The following is a 16,295-nucleotide window of genomic DNA, read 5'->3' on the forward strand; positions in this document are numbered from 1 at the left end:
CCCACAGCTAGAGTATCCGTTTTGCTCAAGCCCTCATTTGCGCCCATTTTCTGTCGTCGCGGATGAGTGCGTTTGCCAGTTCGATAAGCTTTCGCATGATTGCTGTCAGGGCGACTTTGGCGGGTTTTCCGGCGCCTTTCAGCGCCTCGTATTTTGCCCTCATCTGCGTGTTGAAGCGCATGGCGACGAGGGCGGGCATATAGAGGGCGTCGCGCAGGAACTTTCGTCCACCCTGAATGAAGGCCTTGCCGCGCCATTGGCCCGATTGTCGGGTCATGGGCGCCAAACCCGCAAGGCTGGCGATCTGCTTTCGGCCAAGCATGCCGATCTCGGGGCATTCGATCAGGATCGTTGACGCCGTCACCGGACCGATGCCGGGGATGGAGGTGAGGATGTCGCGCTTTCTCGCCTTGCCGTCATCCGCGCGCAGGCGCGTTTCGATCTCGTCCTGGATTGCCGCGAGCTGGCGCTCGATCTGGGCGATGCGCGCCTTTGAGTGCCGCTTCGTCAGGGAAAGCGTTTGCGTCTTGATGCGGTTGAGCAGCCGTGTGCGGTCCCTGACGAGAGCGGTGCGCTCGATCTGCAACTCCTTGAGTTCATGATCGGTTTCCTCCACTGGCGGGTCTGGCTGAAGGTCAAATGCATCCCCCATCAGCGCCAGCATGCGCGCATCGACGCGATCGGTCTTGGCGCGGCTGCCGCGTGCCTGGGCAAACCGTCGCGCCTGCAGCGGGTTGACCTTGACGAGCGGAAGATCAGAAGCGAGCGCGCATTCAAAGGCGCCGTGATAAGGACCGGTAGCCTCATAGACAATCCGGCTGATCGGGCTATCGCCAAGCCATCGCCGCAGGTCGTCAAAGCCTGCCTGTGTGTTGGCGAAAGCCCGATGCGCCCTGTCACTCAGGCGAAAGGCGTCGAGACGGCCTTTTGAAATATCGATACCGATGCTATCATTCATCATCTTCGCGTGTCCTATGCTTGTCATGCAGAGCCCAAAAGCTGCTGCGTATCCGTTCAGGCCTTGAGCGAAGACGGTGGCCGATCACACTCTAACACGGTCCATGTTCCTTGCGGTTCATGACCAACCCCCTACCGATCCGACCACCGCCACTGACCGCCGCGTGGAAGGCGGCTGTCAGTGGCTCTTCTTCGCAGAAAAGCCGGGAAAAATCATAAGACAAGCGTCCTTTGTGCGTCCGAATGGACGCACGGCGCTCTAGTTTTGAACCATTCTCGTAAATGATTGCCGGAGCCCGAGAAAGCTGGTAAAGACCGGCCCATGAGGATCATTGACAGAAAGAGCGCGGCCGTTACCTTCAGGCCCTTCGTGCTGCAGGACAGAAAGCGCCTGCCGAGCCGCTTCTTTGCGATGATTTCCGGCGCGCTCAACGCCCGACTTAGCTGACGCTTGTTGCAAGGCAATGCCGGCAGCGGGCAACCGCGCCCTTTCCTGTTCATCGAAAAATGGGTTACGAAATCATGAGCAACGCTCGCACAATCTATGACAAGATCTGGGACGATCATCTGGTGGACAGCCAGGATGACGGCACCTGTCTCATCTATATCGACCGTCATCTGGTCCATGAAGTGACCAGCCCGCAGGCGTTCGAAGGTCTGCGGCTTGCAGGCCGCACGGTCCACGCGCCGCTGAAGACGCTCGCCGTTGTCGACCACAACGTTCCGACCACGCCGGACCGCGTCAACGGCATCAAGAACGAGGAAAGCCGCATCCAGGTGGCGGCCCTTGCCCAGAACGCGCTCGATTTCGGCGTCGAATATTACTCCGAAAAGGACAAGCGCCAGGGCATCGTCCATATCGTCGGGCCGGAACAGGGCTTCACCCTTCCGGGCATGACGATCGTCTGCGGCGACAGCCACACCTCCACGCACGGCGCATTCGGCGCGCTGGCGCACGGCATCGGCACGTCGGAGGTGGAGCATGTGCTCGCCACCCAGACGCTGATCCAGTCGAAGGCCAAGAACATGCTGGTGCGCGTCGACGGCAAGGCGCCGGAAGGCGTCACAGCCAAGGACATCATCCTGGCGATCATCGGCGAGATCGGCACGGCGGGCGGCACGGGCCACGTCATCGAATTTGCCGGCGAGGCGATCCGTGATCTCTCCATGGAAGGCCGCATGACCGTCTGCAACATGACGATCGAGGGCGGCGCGCGCGCCGGCCTGATCGCGCCGGACGAAAAGACCTTCGCCTATATCAAGGAGCGCCCGCGCGCGCCGAAGGGCGAGGCCTGGGACCGGGCCGTCGAATACTGGAAGTCGCTGACGACGGACGAGGGCGCGGAATATGACCGCGTCGTCACGCTCGATGCCGCCAACCTGCCGCCGATCGTTTCCTGGGGCTCCTCGCCGGAGGATGTGATCGCGGTGACCGGCGAAGTGCCAAACCCGGATGATATCGCCGACGAGACCAAGCGCGCCTCGAAATGGCGGGCGCTGAAATATATGGGCCTGGCGCCCGGGACGAAGATCACCGATATCGAGATCGACCGCGTCTTCATCGGTTCCTGCACCAACGGCCGCATCGAGGACCTTCGGGCCGCTGCTGCCGTCGCGAAGGGACGGAAGGTTTCCGACCGGGTCAACGCCATGATCGTCCCGGGCTCGGGCCTCGTCAAGGAGCAGGCGGAAGCCGAAGGCCTGGACAAGATCTTCCTCGAGGCCGGTTTCGAATGGCGCGAGCCGGGTTGCTCCATGTGCCTTGCCATGAATGACGACCGGCTGAAACCCGAGGAGCGCTGCGCCTCGACCTCGAACCGCAATTTCGAGGGCCGCCAGGGCTACAAGGGCCGCACCCATCTGGTCTCGCCCGCCATGGCCGCAGCGGCCGCGATCGAGGGCCGGTTCGTCGATATTCGCGCCTGGAAGTGACGCGCGAGGAAGCGGGTTTTGCGAAGGCGGCGATCGGCCGCCTTCCTGGTATGCGGGTCGCCGTAAAGCGGAAAACCGGGCTCCGCCCTTGCGCTTGTCGCGCCATTGTCGCAATGTGAGGTCGGCGCCGGTTGCCACGGTGCCCGTGTCGGTCGGGATGGTTCCGCCCTCCTGCTCTTTCCGGTAGCAAGCGATCGCAATCCATGAGTTATTCTGCTTTTGATCATCCCGTGCTTTCGGGTCTGGTGGGCGACGACGAGGTTGCCGCCTTCTTTTCGCTCGACGCGGAAATCAAGGCCATGCTGGCTTTCGAGGCGGCGCTCGCCGAGGCCGAGGCCCGCGCCGGGGTCATTCCGGAAGCGGCAGCGGCGCGCATCGGCGAAGTCTGCGCCGGCTTTTCGCCGGATATCGAGGCGCTGAAGCTCGCCACAGGCCGCGACGGCATCGTCGTGCCCGATCTGGTGCGCCAGCTGCGCGCGGCCGTGGGGCCGGATGCAGCGGACCACGTGCATTTCGGCGCGACCAGCCAGGATGTCATCGATACCTCGCTGATGATGCGGCTGTCGGCGGTGTCGACGCTCCTGATCGACCGGCTCGACCACCTGTTCCAGCGCATGGAAACGCTGGATTCCCGCTTCGGCGACCGGACACTGATGGGGCGCACGCGCATGCAGCCGGCCATGCCGATCGCCGTTTCCGACCGGCTGCGATCCTGGCGCGAGCCGGTGCTGTATCTGCGGCAGTTTCTCCTGAGGCTCGACGGGCAGCTCTTCGCCGTGCAGTTCGGCGGCGCGGTCGGCACGCTGCACAGGCTGCCGGAGCAGGCTGTCGAGGTGCGGGCCATGCTGGCCGACCTTCTCGGCCTGATTGATGCGCCGCAATGGCAGAACCAGCGCAACGTGATCGCCGAATTCGCCTCCGCCATGTCGCAGATCACCGGAAGCCTCGGCAAATTCGGCCTCGACATTGCGCTTCTCGCCGAAATGGGCGAGGAAATCGAACTCTCCGGCGGCGGCGAGTCCTCCGATATCGACGGCAAGCGCAATCCGGTGACGGCGGAGGTGCTGGTGTCGCTGTCGCGCTTCAACGCCGCGCAGCTTTCGGCCATGCATATGGCGCTGGTGCATGAGCAGGAGCGCTCGGGCGCGGCCTGGACGCTGGAATGGCTGACCCTGCCGCAGATGGTGGCGGCCGCTGCCGCCTCGCTGAAGCTGTCGGACTGGCTCTGTACCAAGATTGAGAGCCTTGGCACCAGACCGGGTTTCAGATTGCCTTAACCAATTGCACTGATTTTCGCCGTGGGGCCTGACCTCGGAAGAAATGCAGACCACATAGGATTCAAAGGCTTGTGATGCCGCCGCCTCGGCATTGGTCGTGCTTGCGCTATTGTCAATTGATATGATTTGCCGCACGATGGCGCATGAGCAAATGGCGTCCCAATCCGAGGCTGATCAAGCGACCGGCCTATCTTTCCATTGCCGAACAGATCGCCGGCGCTATCCGCGACGGCCTGCTGGTTGACGGCATGCGCCTGCCGCCGCAACGGCAGATGGCGGCCGATCTGAATATTTCGGTCCAGACCGTCTCCCGTGCCTATGAGGCGCTTTCCCGCCGCGGACTCGTTACCGGCGAGGTCGGGCGCGGGTCCTATGTCAAGGCGGCTTCCAATGCGTTCGAACGACCGCATCTGACCGAAGGGACATCCGGCGTCGTTGATCTCTCCATCCTGAAACCGGTGTGCGAGAGCCGCAGTCTTGCCCGTTTCCGCAACGCCTTTGCCGAACTCGGCGCCACCATGCCGCCGGACCTTGCCTTTTCAATGATACCGAACGCGCTGTTCCGGCGTTACCGCATGGCGGGCGTCAACTGGCTTGCGGCCTGCGGCCTGAAGGCTCCGCCGCATGGCATTACCGTCACCAACGGTTCGAGCGATGCGATGACGGCGGCCTTCATGAGCGTCGCGCCGCCGGGCTCTGCCATGGCGGCGGAGGACCTGACCCATCCGATGGCAAGGCCGCTTGCCGGCTATCTCGGCATCGATCTGCAGCCGGTCGATGTCGATTCCGACGGAATAGTGCCTGCCGCGCTCGAGGCGCTGGCGGTGCGAAAACGCCTGAAAGCGATCTTCCTGCAACCCTCGGCAGCCGGCCCGCGGGGCTCGCTGATGAGCGCGCCGCGCCGGCGGGCGATCTCGGCAATCGCGCGCAGGTTCGACCTCGCCGTCATCGAAAACGACGTGCTCGGCCCGTTGGTGGAAAACCGGCCGCCGCCGGTCGCCGCCTTCGCGCCGGAGCGCACGCTCTACATGACCGACCTGTCAAAGAACACGATCCCGGGTCTCAGATGCGGTTTCCTGGTCGCCCCGGACCGGTATGCGGCCGCCGTTTCCAACCGCTATCTCGCGGCCAACTGGATCGCGACCCCGGTGATGGCCGAAATCGCCAGCCGCTGGATCGTCGACGGCACGGCGATGGAACTGGTCAACTGGCAGCGTATGGCGCTGAAGCGCCGCCGGGCGATCGCCGAGAAGGAACTGGCGGGCATTGACTGCGCCATGACGCCGGGCGCGCTGCATGTGTGGATCCCGCTTCCGGACGGCGTCAACGAGGCTGCCTTCGTCGACCGCGCGCGCCAGCGCGGCGTCGCCATTGCCGCCGGAGCCACGTTCCGCGCCGGGCGCGAGCCTTCCGCCCCCGCAATCCGCGTGGCGCTCGCTGCGTCCTCCGAAATCGAGCTTTCGTCTTCCCTTGCGCTGATTGCAGGGATGTTTCGGGACGAAAGCAGGACGCGCCGTGCCGCCGCGGTGATGGACAATGGCTGACGGGATGCCGCCCGCCGCGCTTGCACGAGCGCCGCTTTTTTGCGTCGGAAGCCGCAGCCAGGCGCGCGCTCCGGAGGCGCTTGCCGCCGAAACGGCTGTGGCGCTCAGCTATGGCGGCTCGTCCCACGCCGTATTGATGGCGACCCCTGCCGATCTTGTCGATCTCGCCTACGGTTTCAGCCTGACGGAAGGCATTGTCCGTCATCCGGACGAGATCCTCGGCGTAGAGGCTGTTCACTTCGAGACCGGCATCGACCTGCAGATATCGCTCGCGGAAGACCGTTCTGCCGCGCTTGCCGCACGCCGCCGCTCGATGGCGGGGCCGGTCGGCTGCGGGCTGTGCGGGCTGGAAAGCATCGATGCCGCGATGCGGCCTGTGCCAGCGCTCGAAGGCGATGACTTCACGATGACCGTCAGCGACGTTGACCGGGCGGTAACGGCGCTTTCCGGTCGTCAACCGGTTTTTGCGACGACGCGCGCCGTGCATGGGGCCGGCGTCTTCCGGCCGGACGCGGGCATGCCGGCAGTGCGCGAAGACGTCGGCCGCCACAACGCGCTCGACAAGCTTATCGGGGCGCTCATGCGCAAGGGGGAGACGGCCGTCAGCGGCGCTCTCGTTGTCACCAGCCGGCTGTCCGTGGAAATGGTGCAGAAGGCGGCGTTCGTCCGCGCGCCGGTGCTGATCGCCGTTTCGCAGCCGACCGCGCTTGCGGTCGAGACGGCCGAAAGGGCCGGCATAACGCTTGTCGCCAGCGCCCGCGGCGACGGGTTCTCGGTGTTCACGCACGCGAAGCGGATCAGGAGCTAGAGCGCCGTGCGTCCATTCGGACGCACAAAGGACGCTCTAACCTATTTTATCTACGCATCGTGCTTTCCGAAAATCGATTCCGATTTTCGGGCCGATGCGCTAAAGCATTTCGCCATCAGATGGAACCATCTGACGTCCGCAAAAATGGGGCAAGCCACCAAATAGGGCGGTTCCGCGCGTCGGTGAAAGGCGGAACCGCCCCAGGGGCCGGGCGCGCTGCCAGGCCCCTGGAGTTGCAGCAGCGTTTTTTCACGCGGCAAGCCGTTTTGCCTTGCGGCTTCGTCCTTCGGCGTCCGCGGCTTTGATGGCGGCAACGACGTCTTCGGGCTTAACGGAACCGGGCACGTTGCCCATGGTGTCGGCCGGGTCGCAGGCCAGTTTCGCCACCTTGAGAAGATCGGCGTCGCTGGCATCGCCGATGCCGATGTCGTCGAGCGTCATCGGCAGGCCGATCGCCTCCGAGAAGCCGTAGACGGCCTCGATGATCTCGCGCGGGCGTTTTGTCAGCATCACCAGCGCCTGCGTGCCGATCGCGACCTTCTCGCCGTGCCAGTAGGCGTGCGTGCCGGGAAGCGCGGTGAGCCCGTTATGGATCGCATGCGCGCCGGAGAGGCCGCCGCTTTCGAAGCCGAGGCCGGAGAGCAGCGTGTTGGCCTCCACGACCCGCTCGAATTCGGGCGTCACGATCTTCTGCGCGGCCGCCGCCTTGGCCGCCGCACCATCTGCCAGCAGCGTGTCGAAACACATGCGTGCAAGACCGTAGGCCGTCATCGAGCCGATGCGGCCGGTCATGTTGGGGCTTTGCGTATGGCGGCAATCCTCGGCCTCGAAAAAGGTCGAGAGCGCGTCGCCCATGCCGGCGACGAACAGGCGCACCGGCGCACCGACGATCAGTTGCGTGTCGACCAGCACGACGTCCGGGTTCTTCGGCAGGACCAGATAGCGCTTGAAGGCGCCTTCCGCGGTGTAGATCACCGAAAGCGCCGAGCAGGGCGCATCGGTGGACGCAAGCGTCGGCACGATGACGACGGGAAGACCCGCCGCGTGGGCCACCGCCTTGGCCGTATCAAGCGCCTTGCCGCCGCCGATGCCGGCGATCACGTCGGCACCTTCGACCGCGACGCGCTTGCCGATGCGCGCGATTTCCTCGTCCGAGCATTCGCCGTTGAACGCCTCCACGGCAATCGCCGCCTGCCCGCCGCCGCTGACGGCGTCGCCGACCAGCGCCATCACGCCCTTGTCGATGATGGCGAGCGCTTTCTTGCCAAGACGGGCGATTTCGGCGTCAAGCTGGCCGATGGCATCGGCGCCCTGGACATAGCGTCCGGGAAAAATGGTTGTCGAGATCATTGTGAGCCTCCAATCTTTGCCGCGGTTGATCCGCGCACAGCATGATCGGACGCGCCGACAGGCGCTGCCGGTCACAGCTTCAGGAAAGACCCGCAATGCGGCCGTTTCAAGCAAAATCTTTGGCAATTGATCGTTTTATTTCAATTGCTTTTTGACAATTTGCCGGCGCGTCCGCGGCCTCTTGACAGCCATCAGGAGTCTGAAGCCGGAAGCGCTGCGAAAATCGCCCTTCCGCCCTATCAGAGCTTGAAAACGTCAGATTTTCCGCCAAGCTTGGCAATACGGGGTCGGCTCCGGACCCGAAGAGGATTTCGATGGACGACCAATGCGCGCGGCTTGCGGCCGCCGTTTCGGAAAGCCCGCTGCTTTCACCCATTCTGGAGAATTTCGACCGGATCGAGCTGCCGGATTGCTGGCTGGTCGCCGGCGTTCTGGCACAGACGGTGTGGAACCGGCGTTTCGGCTATCCGCCGGCCCACGGGGTTGCCGATATCGACATCGTCTATTTCGACCCGAACGATCTCTCCGAACGCGGGGAGGCGCGTGAGGCGGCGCGGGTCAGGGCCATGTTCGAAGGCGTCCCCGCCTGGATCGACGTCAAGAACCAGGCTCGCGTGCATCTGTGGTACGCAGATCGCTTCGGCTACGGCATCGAGCCTTATGACAGTGTTTCGGAGGCGATCGCCACCTTTCCGGCAACCGCCACCTCCGTCGGCATCCGCCCGGTTGAGGAGGGATGGCAGTGCGATGCGCCGTTCGGCCTTGCCGACCTGATGAACGCCACCTTGCGGCCGAACAAGACCCAGGCTTCGCGCGAGGTCTACGAGAACAAGCTCGAGCGCTGGCTGGCGCTTTGGCCGGAACTCACCGCGATCGGCTGGGACGGCTGAGGCCGGGGCCTCAGAAATTCACGCCGGACAGGGCGGAGATTTCCTGGGCGGCGCGCATCAGCATCGGCAGATGCGTGGCCTTCAGCTTTTCCTCCGGCAGGTTGCGGGCATTGCCGCCCACGCTCAACGTGTAGATGTCGCCGGTCATCGGGGCATGCAGCACCACGCCGATGGCATTGTGGTCAGGCACCCATTCGCCGAAGGATTCCGAATAGCCGGTCTGGGCCATGCGTTCGAGCGCGGTTTCGAGCGCCGGCCTCTTTTGCGCCTCCCAGGCCTTGCCGTGAACGCCCTTGAGCAGTGTGAAGGCCGCTTCGCGTTCTTCCCCGGAAAGCGCGAAGAGATAGGCCCGGCCCGGCGCGCTCTCGGCAAGCGGAATGCGCGAGCCGACATTGAGGTTGAGCGCCACCGCCGTCGGCCGGCGCACCAGTTCGACGAACATCATCTCCGCCCCGTCGCGCACGGAAAGCGCCACGACGCAATCGCCGTTGGCCGCAAGTTGGTCCATATGCGAGCGCACCAGCTCTCCGAAGCCGAAGCGCCCGATCGCGGCATAGCCGAGCGTCAGCACCTCGTTCGAAACGGCGTATTTGCCGTATTCGGGCATGTAACGCAGATAGCCGAGCTTGGTCAGCGTGCCCAGCAGGCGCGATACGGTGGTCTTGTGCAGGCCTGTGCGCTCGGCAAGCACCTGGGTGCCGAGAACCTTGTCCTCGGCCCGGAAGGCGCGGAGAATGGAAAGACCCCGCGCCAGAGAACTGACGAAGGGACGTTCCTCATTGATGGCGGCAGCCCCGATATCCTGCCGGGGGCGACCGCGCCGTTTGACCGGCTGGCCGCTGTTGTCGTTTTCCTCGCTCATTGTGCCTGTTTAGCCCATCGAATGCCCATCTGTCATTTGGTTTCAGGGCTTCATGCGATGGCTTTTCCTATTTCAGCGAAACATTGTCCGGCAGGTCGTCATAGTCTGAGCAGTCGCGATGGCTGGCCGCCGGATCGACCTTGATGTCGAGCACCACCGGACCGCCGCGTGCGTGCGCTTCCCGCAGTGCGTCGCCGATCTGGTCGGCGTCCGTCACCGTCATGCCGGAGCCGCCGAGCCCTTCGGCCACCTTGGCAAAATCATGATCGCCGAAGTTTACCCCGATGGCCTTGTTGCCGAGATTGTCGCGGACCATGCCGAGGCCGGCATTGTTGGCGACGACATAAACCACGTCGAGGTTCTGCTCGGCGGCCGTTGCGATCGCGTCCATGGTCATGACGAAGCCGCCGTCGCCGATCACGCCGGTGACGCGCTTTTGCGGGCAGGTGATCTTGGCGCCGGTCGCAGCAGGGGTCGACCAGCCCATGCCGCCGATGCCGCCGGGGGCGACGAGCTGATGCGGCGAGCGCAGCGGCAGCGATGACGTTGCCCATATGCGGTTGGTGCCGGCGTCGAGCGTCAGCAGATCATCGGGCGTCAGGAAACCGTCGAGGCCGCGCATGATGTCTGCGTAGTGCACCGTGCCCGGTCGCGTCTTGTAATGCGGCAACTCGCCATAGCGGTTTTCGGTCTTCAGCGCCGAGATGAAATCCTTGCGTCGTTCGGCCGTCGCCGGGTCGACGCCGGGGCGGTCGAGAAGGAAGGAGACGACATCGGCGACATCGGCGGTCACGGCCATGTCCACCGGCAGGACCCAGCCCGCCTGCAGCGGATCGATGTCCACCTGGATGATTTTCTGCTCGCCCGGCCGCATCATCTTCTCGTCGCGGAAGCGGGTGTATTCCGGCCCGAGGCTGCAGCCGAGCACGAGGATCAGGTCGGCGGCCTGGACCATGCGGTTGGCGGATTTTGCCGCCCAGTTGCCCATCATGCCGACGGCGACGGGCGTGGTCTCGTCGATCGTGCCTTTGCCGTGATAGCTGGAGGCAACCGCAATGCCCTCGCGATTGGCAAGGCGCGACAGCGTCTCGCCCGAACGGCTCATATAGATGCCGTTGCCGGCGATGATCACTGGCCGCTTCGCGCTCTTCAACGCTTCGGCAATGGCGGCAAGCGCGTCGCCGTCCGGCGTCATCGGGGTCGAACGCAGATAACCTTCGGTCGGGTAGAGTTTCGCGCGCGGATGGTCGGGCACGTCTTCCTTGATGATATTGGTGCGCATGACGACGGCGGCGGGCCCCTGGCGCGGGGTGGCGGCATGCTTGACGGCAAGCTGGGTGCCGTAGATCGCCTCCTGCGGTGTCGTCGCATAGGTGGCGTATTTGGTCATCGTCTTCATCACGGCGAAGGCGTCGCCGGCGCCATAATCGCCGGTCATGGTCTGGTAGACGCCGTGCTGGGCAAAGCCGTCATAGCAGGACGTATCGGTGAGCACGACCATGGGGGAGGAGGAGAAATAGGCCTCCAGAATGCCGAAGGCGCCGGTCGAAGAGGCAAACGGTCCCTGCGCCATCAAGAGGCCGGGGCGGCCGGTGAGCTTGCCGGCAACCTGGGCCATGACCGAGGCCGATTGCTCCGAGCGCGCCAGTACGAGTTCGAACTCGTCCTTCCGGTCGAAAAAAGCCGGAAGCGACCAGGTGATGCCAAGGCCCGGCAGGGTGAAGCCGCGCGTGATGCCGGCCTCGATAAAGGTTTTGATGACGCCTTCATTGGTCTTCATGGATGTCCTCCCATTCTGTCCGCAACCTAAACCACCAATTTAATTCTGCCAAGCGCAATTATGTAGTGATATATGAATTTATTCACGAGAGCGGTGCACCCTTTGTTTTGACAGTCGGATGGCGTAGAAGGCGGGTCGGAAAAGGCAGGACCTTGCAGAATGACGGGCGGTGCGGCTGAGATGACGAAGAGCGGTGCAAAAGCGGTGGTGAGTGCTGCTGGACTCGTGCGCCACGGTTTGGCGTCTCCGGATGACAGCGCCGCGCTTGAAGCTGTGGCGGAAAACTTCCGCATCCGTATTCCCGCCCATGTTCTGGAGGCGCTGGACGGTGCTGCCGCAGATGACCCGTTGCGCGCCCAGTATGTGCCGGATGCGCGCGAACTCGATCATCACGACGATGAAAGCGCGGACCCGATCGGCGATCAGGTGTTCGAACGCCAAAAGGGCATCACCCACCGCTATCCCGACCGCCTGCTGCTGAAGCCGACCCATAGCTGCCAGGTCTATTGCCGCTTCTGCTTTCGCCGCGAGAGCGTCGGCAAGCCGGAGGCCGCGCTTGACGGCGCGGAATTGGAGGCGGCGCTTGATTACATCCGCGCGCATGCGGAAATTTTCGAGGTCATACTTTCGGGCGGCGATCCCCTGGTTCTGTCTGACCGGCGGCTCGGGCTTCTGATGGAAGCGCTTGGCGGGATCGATCATCTCGGCGTCATCCGTTTTCACACCCGCGCGCCGCTGGTGTCGCCCGAGCGCGTGAGCGAGGGGCTTGTTGCTGCGCTGAAGCGGGCGGGAAAGACGGTCAACATCGTCATCCACGTCAACCATGCGCGCGAGCTGACGGATGCCGTGAAGGCGGGGCTGGCCCGGCTCGCCGACAACGGCATTCCGCTGTTCTCACAAACCGTGCTGCTCAAGGACGTCAACGATGATGCCGAGACGCTCGCGACACTGTTCCGCGCGCTTCTCGTCAACCGGGTTAAGCCCTATTACCTGCATCACCTCGACCACGCGAAGGGCGTCAGCCATTTCGCCGTGCCGGTCGCGCGCGGTCACGCGATCATGCGCGCCCTGCGCGGGCGCGTCTCAGGTCTTTGCCTGCCGACCTATGTGCTCGATATCCCGGGTGGCCACGGCAAGGTGCCGGTCGGGCCGGTCTATCTGGAAGAGCTGGATGCGGGCGACTATCAGGTCGAGGATTACCAGGGCGTTCGCCACCGCTACTCCGACTGGCGCTGAAAGGCGCGGCGCGCCAGTTGCGCCGCGCCCTCGGCGATATCGACCTCGGGAAACAGGGCGCGGCCGTCGAGATGTGCAGCAATCGTCTCTCCGACCACCGGCGAGAGGCGAAGAACGCCCCCGACAAAGGCGACAGGCAGGTCGCCGGCGCGGAAAATCAGGATATTGCCGAGGCGGGCGAGCTCCCGGCCTGCCTCTTCCAGAAGGCCTTGCGCGCAAGGGTCGCCGGCATCAGCGGCCGTGGCGACGGCCAGCGAAAGCGCGCCGATCCGCCCCCGGTCGCCGCCATAGACAAGGCGTTTGACCTCAGCCCAGTCATCGCTGCCGATCATCTCGAAGACCTGTGCGGCAAGGCCGGCCATATCGCCATAATCACCATCCTCGTCCAGCCTGCGGTAGAGCGCGCGGACGGCGGCAAGCGCGATGGAACCGCCCGAGCCCGCATCATCGATCATCAGCCCGCGCCCGCCGACGCGAAGCCGCGATCCGTCAGGCCGGAAGTGGCTGCCGATTGCGCCGGTGCCGGCCGAGACCAGATGGCCTTCGCCGGGCGCAAAGAGAACGCGATAGGCCAGTTCGATATCATCCATGAGGGTGAGACCGCCGGCAGCAATGCCCATCGCTTGCATGACAAGCGCCGCGATGTCGTCAAAGGCTTCCGGCCCGTAGCCGGAAAGACCGATCATCGCGGCATTGTGGGGATGCGGAAGGCTTGCGCCGATGCGCTTGAAGCTTGCCTCGAGGCGGGCCCGGTCGCCCGGTGCGGCAAGGAGCGCGCTTGCGCCGGAAGCGGTTCCGCGCCTGACGGGGTTTCCCGCAGCATCGACCACGGCGAAGCGGGCGCCCGTGCCGCCGATATCGCATCCGAGGAAGAACCCGCCCATCGTCGCAAGCCTTTACGGGATCGAAGCCAGCCATTCCGGCGTTGCGAATTTCTCGTCCGCCAGCGCCTCGGCAGCCTTGTATTCCTCCGGCGTCACCTTGCCGTCGCGCCCGCCGTTCAGTTCCGCGAAGGTCGCCTTCATCCGGTCGATCACCGCCCGGCGGTCGAGCCCGGTCTGGCTGCGGACGGGATCGACGCGCTTGGCCGCGCTCCTGGTGCCCTTGTCGGAAAGTTTCTCGCGGCCGATCCTGAGCACCTGCATCATCTTGTCGGCATCCATGTCATAGGCCATGGTCACGTGATGCAGCACGGTGCCGCCGCCATAGCGCTTCTGCGCCGCGCCGCCGATCTTGCCCTTCGAGCTCGCAATGTCGTTGAGCGGCTTGTAGAAGGCATCGACGCCCAGATCGTTGAGCGCCTTCAGCACCCAGTTGTCGAGAAAGGCATAGCTGTCGGCAAAGCTCATGCCATCGACCAGTTCGCCCGGCGCGTAGAGCGAATAGGTGATCGCGGTGCCTGGCTCGACGAACATCGCGCCGCCGCCGGTCACCCGGCGCACGGTCTCGACGCCGAGCCGTTCGGTCGCTTCCATATCCACTTCGTTCTTCAGGGACTGGAATGCGCCGATGATGATGGCGGGGCGCTCCCATTCCCAGAAGCGCAGCGTCGGCGCGCGACGGCCCTCGGCAACGGCGCGCGCCAGGACATCATCGATGGCGAGATGCATAGCCGGGGTCTCCGCGCCTGTATCGATGATCTCCCATTCGAAATCGCGCCAGGTCTTGGCAACGCCCAGCGCCCGGCGCACGGCGATCGCCACCGATTCGAGGCTGAAGCCGATCAGCGCGGCATCGGGCCTCAGCTTCGCCTTCAGCGCCGCGACCATCGCCTCGGCCGAACCTGTCGCCGGCTGGCCCTCAAGGGCGGCGCAGAGATCGGAAAGCGCCTCCGGCGGCTCGAGGAAGAAGTCGCCGGCGATCTGGACATCTGAAAGCCTGTCGTCGCGTATCTCGAGGTCGGCGACCACCAGCTTGCCGCCGGGAACCTTGTATTCGCCATGCATGCTCTGGAACTCCTGCCTTGCATTCGTGTGCCGGAAAACCGGTCGCTCATCCATAGACCCGCCGGTCCGCCCGGCGCAAGCCGGGCGGCCTTATGATCCCTGTCATGGAATGGTCGCGAAAATCGTTCTATCTGGTGGAGGGAAGAGAAAGGGAGGAGACGGTGATGGTTGCCTTCGAGCATTTTGCCGATATGGACGATGTCTGGGGCCTGACGGAGCGGGTGGAAAGCCTGCGCGACCTGGTGGCAAACGAGGCGCGCCCGATCCTGCAGGGTTTCGGGCCGGAGGCGGCGTCTCTGCCGGGCATCGTCAATCTGGCGCATTACCTGGCGCTGCGCCATCACGACGTGCGGCCGCTGCAGCGCGCGCTGATGCGCCACGGGCTTTCCTCGCTTGGCCGGCTGGAAAGCCGGGTTCTGCCCACGCTCGATGCCGTGCTTGTCGCCCTTGCCGCCCGCGCCGGACGGCAAAGCCCCGTGCCGCTGCCATCGTCGGACGAATTCTTCGCGGGCGAGGCGCGGCTGGAACAGGCCACCGACCTGATGTTCGGTCCGCCGCCGGCGCACCGACGCAGCCGCATCATGGTAACGCTCGCGAGCGAGGCGGCTGAGGACCCGGCTTTCGTCGCCGATCTCGTGCGCCGCGGCATGGATATCGCCCGCATCAACTGCGCCCATGACGGACCGGAGGCCTGGCGGGCCATGGCGAAACATGCGCGGGCGGCGGGCGATGCGGCCGGGCGGCGCATCACCGTGCTGATGGATATCGCCGGCCCCAAGATCCGCACCGAGCAGGTTCTGCTGGCCGAGCGGAAGCTGAAGGCCAATGTCGGCGATCGCATCCGCCTGGTGGCCTCGGACGAGCCGTCGCTTTTCGACGATGTCCGCTTCTCGGTCAGCGTCTCGCTGCCGGAAATGGTGACCCGGCTGAAAGTCGGCGACCGGGTGCTCTACGACGATGGCAAGCTGCAGACCGTGGTGACCGAAGTCGCCGACGGCATGGCGGTGATCAGGGTCGAGCGCGCCAAGGCGAACGGCGCGCGGCTGAAGCCCGAAAAGGGGTTGAACCTGCCCGATACCGCGCTCGGGCTCTCGCCGCTGACGGCCAAGGATGAGGGCGATATTTCGACTGTGGTCGAATGCGCGGACATGGTCGGCTATTCCTTCGTCTCGCGCCCGGAAGACCTCGACCTGCTTGATCGGGAACTCGGCGCCGGCGGCAACGGCAATCCGGGGCTCGGCGTCGTTGCCAAGATCGAACGGCCGGAAGCGGTGAGGAACCTGCCTGCGCTGATCGCGCGCGCCGCCGGAAAAAGGGAGTTTGCCGTCATGATCGCGCGCGGCGATCTTGCAGCCGAGATCGGTTTCGAGCGGCTGGCAGAAATGCAGGAGGAGATTCTGTGGATCTGCGAGGCGGCGGGCGTTCCGGTGATCTGGGCAACGCAGGTGCTCGAAAATCTGGTCAGGACCGGGGTGCCCTCGCGCGGTGAGATGACCGATGCGGCCATGGGCGCGCGCGCCGAATGCGTGATGCTGAACAAGGGGCCGGCAGTGGGCGAGGGGGTCTCCACGCTCGACACCCTGCTTGCCCGTATGGACGAACACATGTTCAAGAAGACGCCGGAACTGAGGGCGCTGAAAAGCTGGTAGCGCAAAACGCTCCGCCCTCCCTCCCGACAGGCGAAAACCGCCGGCGCGAGGCGCTGGCGGTTCG

14 protein-coding genes are annotated in these 16,295 nt (G+C 64.7%); 8 read left to right on the forward strand and 6 right to left on the reverse strand.

Features of this window, described 5'->3' with window-relative positions; all coding sequences use genetic code 11:
• Positions 1-25: 25 nt before the first annotated feature.
• Positions 26-961 (reverse strand): IS110 family transposase, encoded by a 936-nt coding sequence (locus AZF01_RS00270; protein ID WP_081725874.1) that lies wholly within the window; start codon positions 959-961, stop codon positions 26-28.
• Between the two features lie 318 nt (positions 962-1,279).
• Between AZF01_RS00270 and AZF01_RS24610 the strand changes: the two genes are divergently transcribed.
• The 5 genes from AZF01_RS24610 (at position 1,280) to fdhD (ending at position 6,518) form a co-directional block, all read left to right on the forward strand.
• A complete protein-coding gene (locus AZF01_RS24610; protein ID WP_256389172.1) occupies positions 1,280-1,405 on the forward strand; it encodes a hypothetical protein in 126 nt (41 codons plus the stop codon).
• Positions 1,406-1,479: 74 nt separating this feature from the next.
• Positions 1,480-2,889 carry a 3-isopropylmalate dehydratase large subunit gene (gene leuC / locus AZF01_RS00275; RefSeq protein WP_024707301.1) on the forward strand — a complete coding sequence of 470 codons (1,410 nt, stop codon included), beginning with the start codon at positions 1,480-1,482 and terminating at the stop codon, positions 2,887-2,889.
• A 203-nt stretch (positions 2,890-3,092) separates the two neighbouring features.
• Positions 3,093-4,166: a 3-carboxy-cis,cis-muconate cycloisomerase gene (locus AZF01_RS00280; protein ID WP_024707302.1), complete on the forward strand. Its 1,074-nt coding sequence runs from the start codon at positions 3,093-3,095 to the stop codon at positions 4,164-4,166.
• A 143-nt stretch (positions 4,167-4,309) separates the two neighbouring features.
• Positions 4,310-5,710: a PLP-dependent aminotransferase family protein gene (locus AZF01_RS00285; protein WP_024707303.1), complete on the forward strand. Its 1,401-nt coding sequence runs from the start codon at positions 4,310-4,312 to the stop codon at positions 5,708-5,710.
• The gene (gene fdhD, locus AZF01_RS00290) at positions 5,703-6,518 is read left to right on the forward strand and encodes a formate dehydrogenase accessory sulfurtransferase FdhD (protein WP_061449601.1); all 816 of its coding nucleotides are present in this window, start codon (positions 5,703-5,705) and stop codon (positions 6,516-6,518) included. Before AZF01_RS00285 ends, fdhD begins: the two co-directional genes overlap by 8 nt.
• Before the next feature lie 249 nt (positions 6,519-6,767).
• Here fdhD and AZF01_RS00295 read toward each other — a convergent pair whose 3' ends face one another.
• Positions 6,768-7,868: a glycerol dehydrogenase gene (locus tag AZF01_RS00295; protein ID WP_024708907.1), complete on the reverse strand. Its 1,101-nt coding sequence runs from the start codon at positions 7,866-7,868 to the stop codon at positions 6,768-6,770.
• A 314-nt stretch (positions 7,869-8,182) separates the two neighbouring features.
• Between AZF01_RS00295 and AZF01_RS00300 the strand changes: the two genes are divergently transcribed.
• Complete coding sequence (locus tag AZF01_RS00300) at positions 8,183-8,758, forward strand: nucleotidyltransferase family protein (RefSeq protein ID WP_024708906.1); 576 nt, start codon at positions 8,183-8,185, stop codon at positions 8,756-8,758.
• A gap of 10 nt (positions 8,759-8,768) precedes the next feature.
• On the opposite strand, the gene AZF01_RS00305 is transcribed toward AZF01_RS00300, so the two are convergent.
• Together AZF01_RS00305 and AZF01_RS00310 are read right to left on the reverse strand one after the other, a co-directional pair.
• A complete protein-coding gene (locus AZF01_RS00305; RefSeq protein ID WP_024708905.1) occupies positions 8,769-9,620 on the reverse strand; it encodes an IclR family transcriptional regulator in 852 nt (283 codons plus the stop codon).
• A gap of 67 nt (positions 9,621-9,687) precedes the next feature.
• A complete protein-coding gene (locus AZF01_RS00310; protein ID WP_024708904.1) occupies positions 9,688-11,400 on the reverse strand; it encodes a thiamine pyrophosphate-binding protein in 1,713 nt (570 codons plus the stop codon).
• 180 nt (positions 11,401-11,580) lie between these two features.
• Here AZF01_RS00310 and AZF01_RS00315 point away from each other — a divergent pair, with 180 nt between their 5' ends.
• Positions 11,581-12,636 (forward strand): lysine-2,3-aminomutase-like protein, encoded by a 1,056-nt coding sequence (locus AZF01_RS00315; protein ID WP_024708903.1) that lies wholly within the window; start codon positions 11,581-11,583, stop codon positions 12,634-12,636.
• On the opposite strand, the gene AZF01_RS00320 is transcribed toward AZF01_RS00315, so the two are convergent.
• On the reverse strand, positions 12,618-13,520 hold the full coding sequence (locus AZF01_RS00320; RefSeq protein ID WP_024708902.1) for an N-acetylglucosamine kinase: 903 nt from the start codon (positions 13,518-13,520) through the stop codon (positions 12,618-12,620). The two genes, AZF01_RS00315 and AZF01_RS00320, sit on opposite strands and share 19 nt — an antisense overlap.
• 12 nt (positions 13,521-13,532) lie before the next feature.
• Positions 13,533-14,582, reverse strand: a complete 1,050-nt coding sequence (locus tag AZF01_RS00325) for a biotin/lipoate A/B protein ligase family protein (RefSeq protein ID WP_024708901.1) — start codon at positions 14,580-14,582, stop codon at positions 13,533-13,535.
• A gap of 191 nt (positions 14,583-14,773) precedes the next feature.
• Between AZF01_RS00325 and AZF01_RS00330 the strand changes: the two genes are divergently transcribed.
• Complete coding sequence (locus AZF01_RS00330; RefSeq protein WP_036237614.1) at positions 14,774-16,231, forward strand: pyruvate kinase; 1,458 nt, start codon at positions 14,774-14,776, stop codon at positions 16,229-16,231.
• The last annotated feature ends 64 nt before the right edge of the window (positions 16,232-16,295 follow it).

It is taken from the genome of Martelella sp. AD-3, from assembly GCF_001578105.1.
Lineage (GTDB): Bacteria > Pseudomonadota > Alphaproteobacteria > Rhizobiales > Rhizobiaceae > Martelella.

Bases quoted from the DNA above. Each gene is read 5' to 3' on its own strand.
- AZF01_RS00270 (WP_081725874.1), bottom strand. From the start codon at position 961: ATGATGAATGATAGCATCGGTATCGATATTTCAAAAGGCCGTCTCGAC.
- AZF01_RS24610 (WP_256389172.1), top strand. From the start codon at position 1,280: ATGAGGATCATTGACAGAAAGAGCGCGGCCGTTACCTTCAGGCCCTTC.
- leuC (WP_024707301.1), top strand. From the start codon at position 1,480: ATGAGCAACGCTCGCACAATCTATGACAAGATCTGGGACGATCATCTG.
- AZF01_RS00280 (WP_024707302.1), top strand. From the start codon at position 3,093: ATGAGTTATTCTGCTTTTGATCATCCCGTGCTTTCGGGTCTGGTGGGC.
- AZF01_RS00285 (WP_024707303.1), top strand. From the start codon at position 4,310: ATGAGCAAATGGCGTCCCAATCCGAGGCTGATCAAGCGACCGGCCTAT.
- fdhD (WP_061449601.1), top strand. From the start codon at position 5,703: ATGGCTGACGGGATGCCGCCCGCCGCGCTTGCACGAGCGCCGCTTTTT.
- AZF01_RS00295 (WP_024708907.1), bottom strand. From the start codon at position 7,868: ATGATCTCGACAACCATTTTTCCCGGACGCTATGTCCAGGGCGCCGAT.
- AZF01_RS00300 (WP_024708906.1), top strand. From the start codon at position 8,183: ATGGACGACCAATGCGCGCGGCTTGCGGCCGCCGTTTCGGAAAGCCCG.
- AZF01_RS00305 (WP_024708905.1), bottom strand. From the start codon at position 9,620: ATGAGCGAGGAAAACGACAACAGCGGCCAGCCGGTCAAACGGCGCGGT.
- AZF01_RS00310 (WP_024708904.1), bottom strand. From the start codon at position 11,400: ATGAAGACCAATGAAGGCGTCATCAAAACCTTTATCGAGGCCGGCATC.
- AZF01_RS00315 (WP_024708903.1), top strand. From the start codon at position 11,581: ATGACGAAGAGCGGTGCAAAAGCGGTGGTGAGTGCTGCTGGACTCGTG.
- AZF01_RS00320 (WP_024708902.1), bottom strand. From the start codon at position 13,520: ATGGGCGGGTTCTTCCTCGGATGCGATATCGGCGGCACGGGCGCCCGC.
- AZF01_RS00325 (WP_024708901.1), bottom strand. From the start codon at position 14,582: ATGCATGGCGAATACAAGGTTCCCGGCGGCAAGCTGGTGGTCGCCGAC.
- AZF01_RS00330 (WP_036237614.1), top strand. From the start codon at position 14,774: ATGGACGATGTCTGGGGCCTGACGGAGCGGGTGGAAAGCCTGCGCGAC.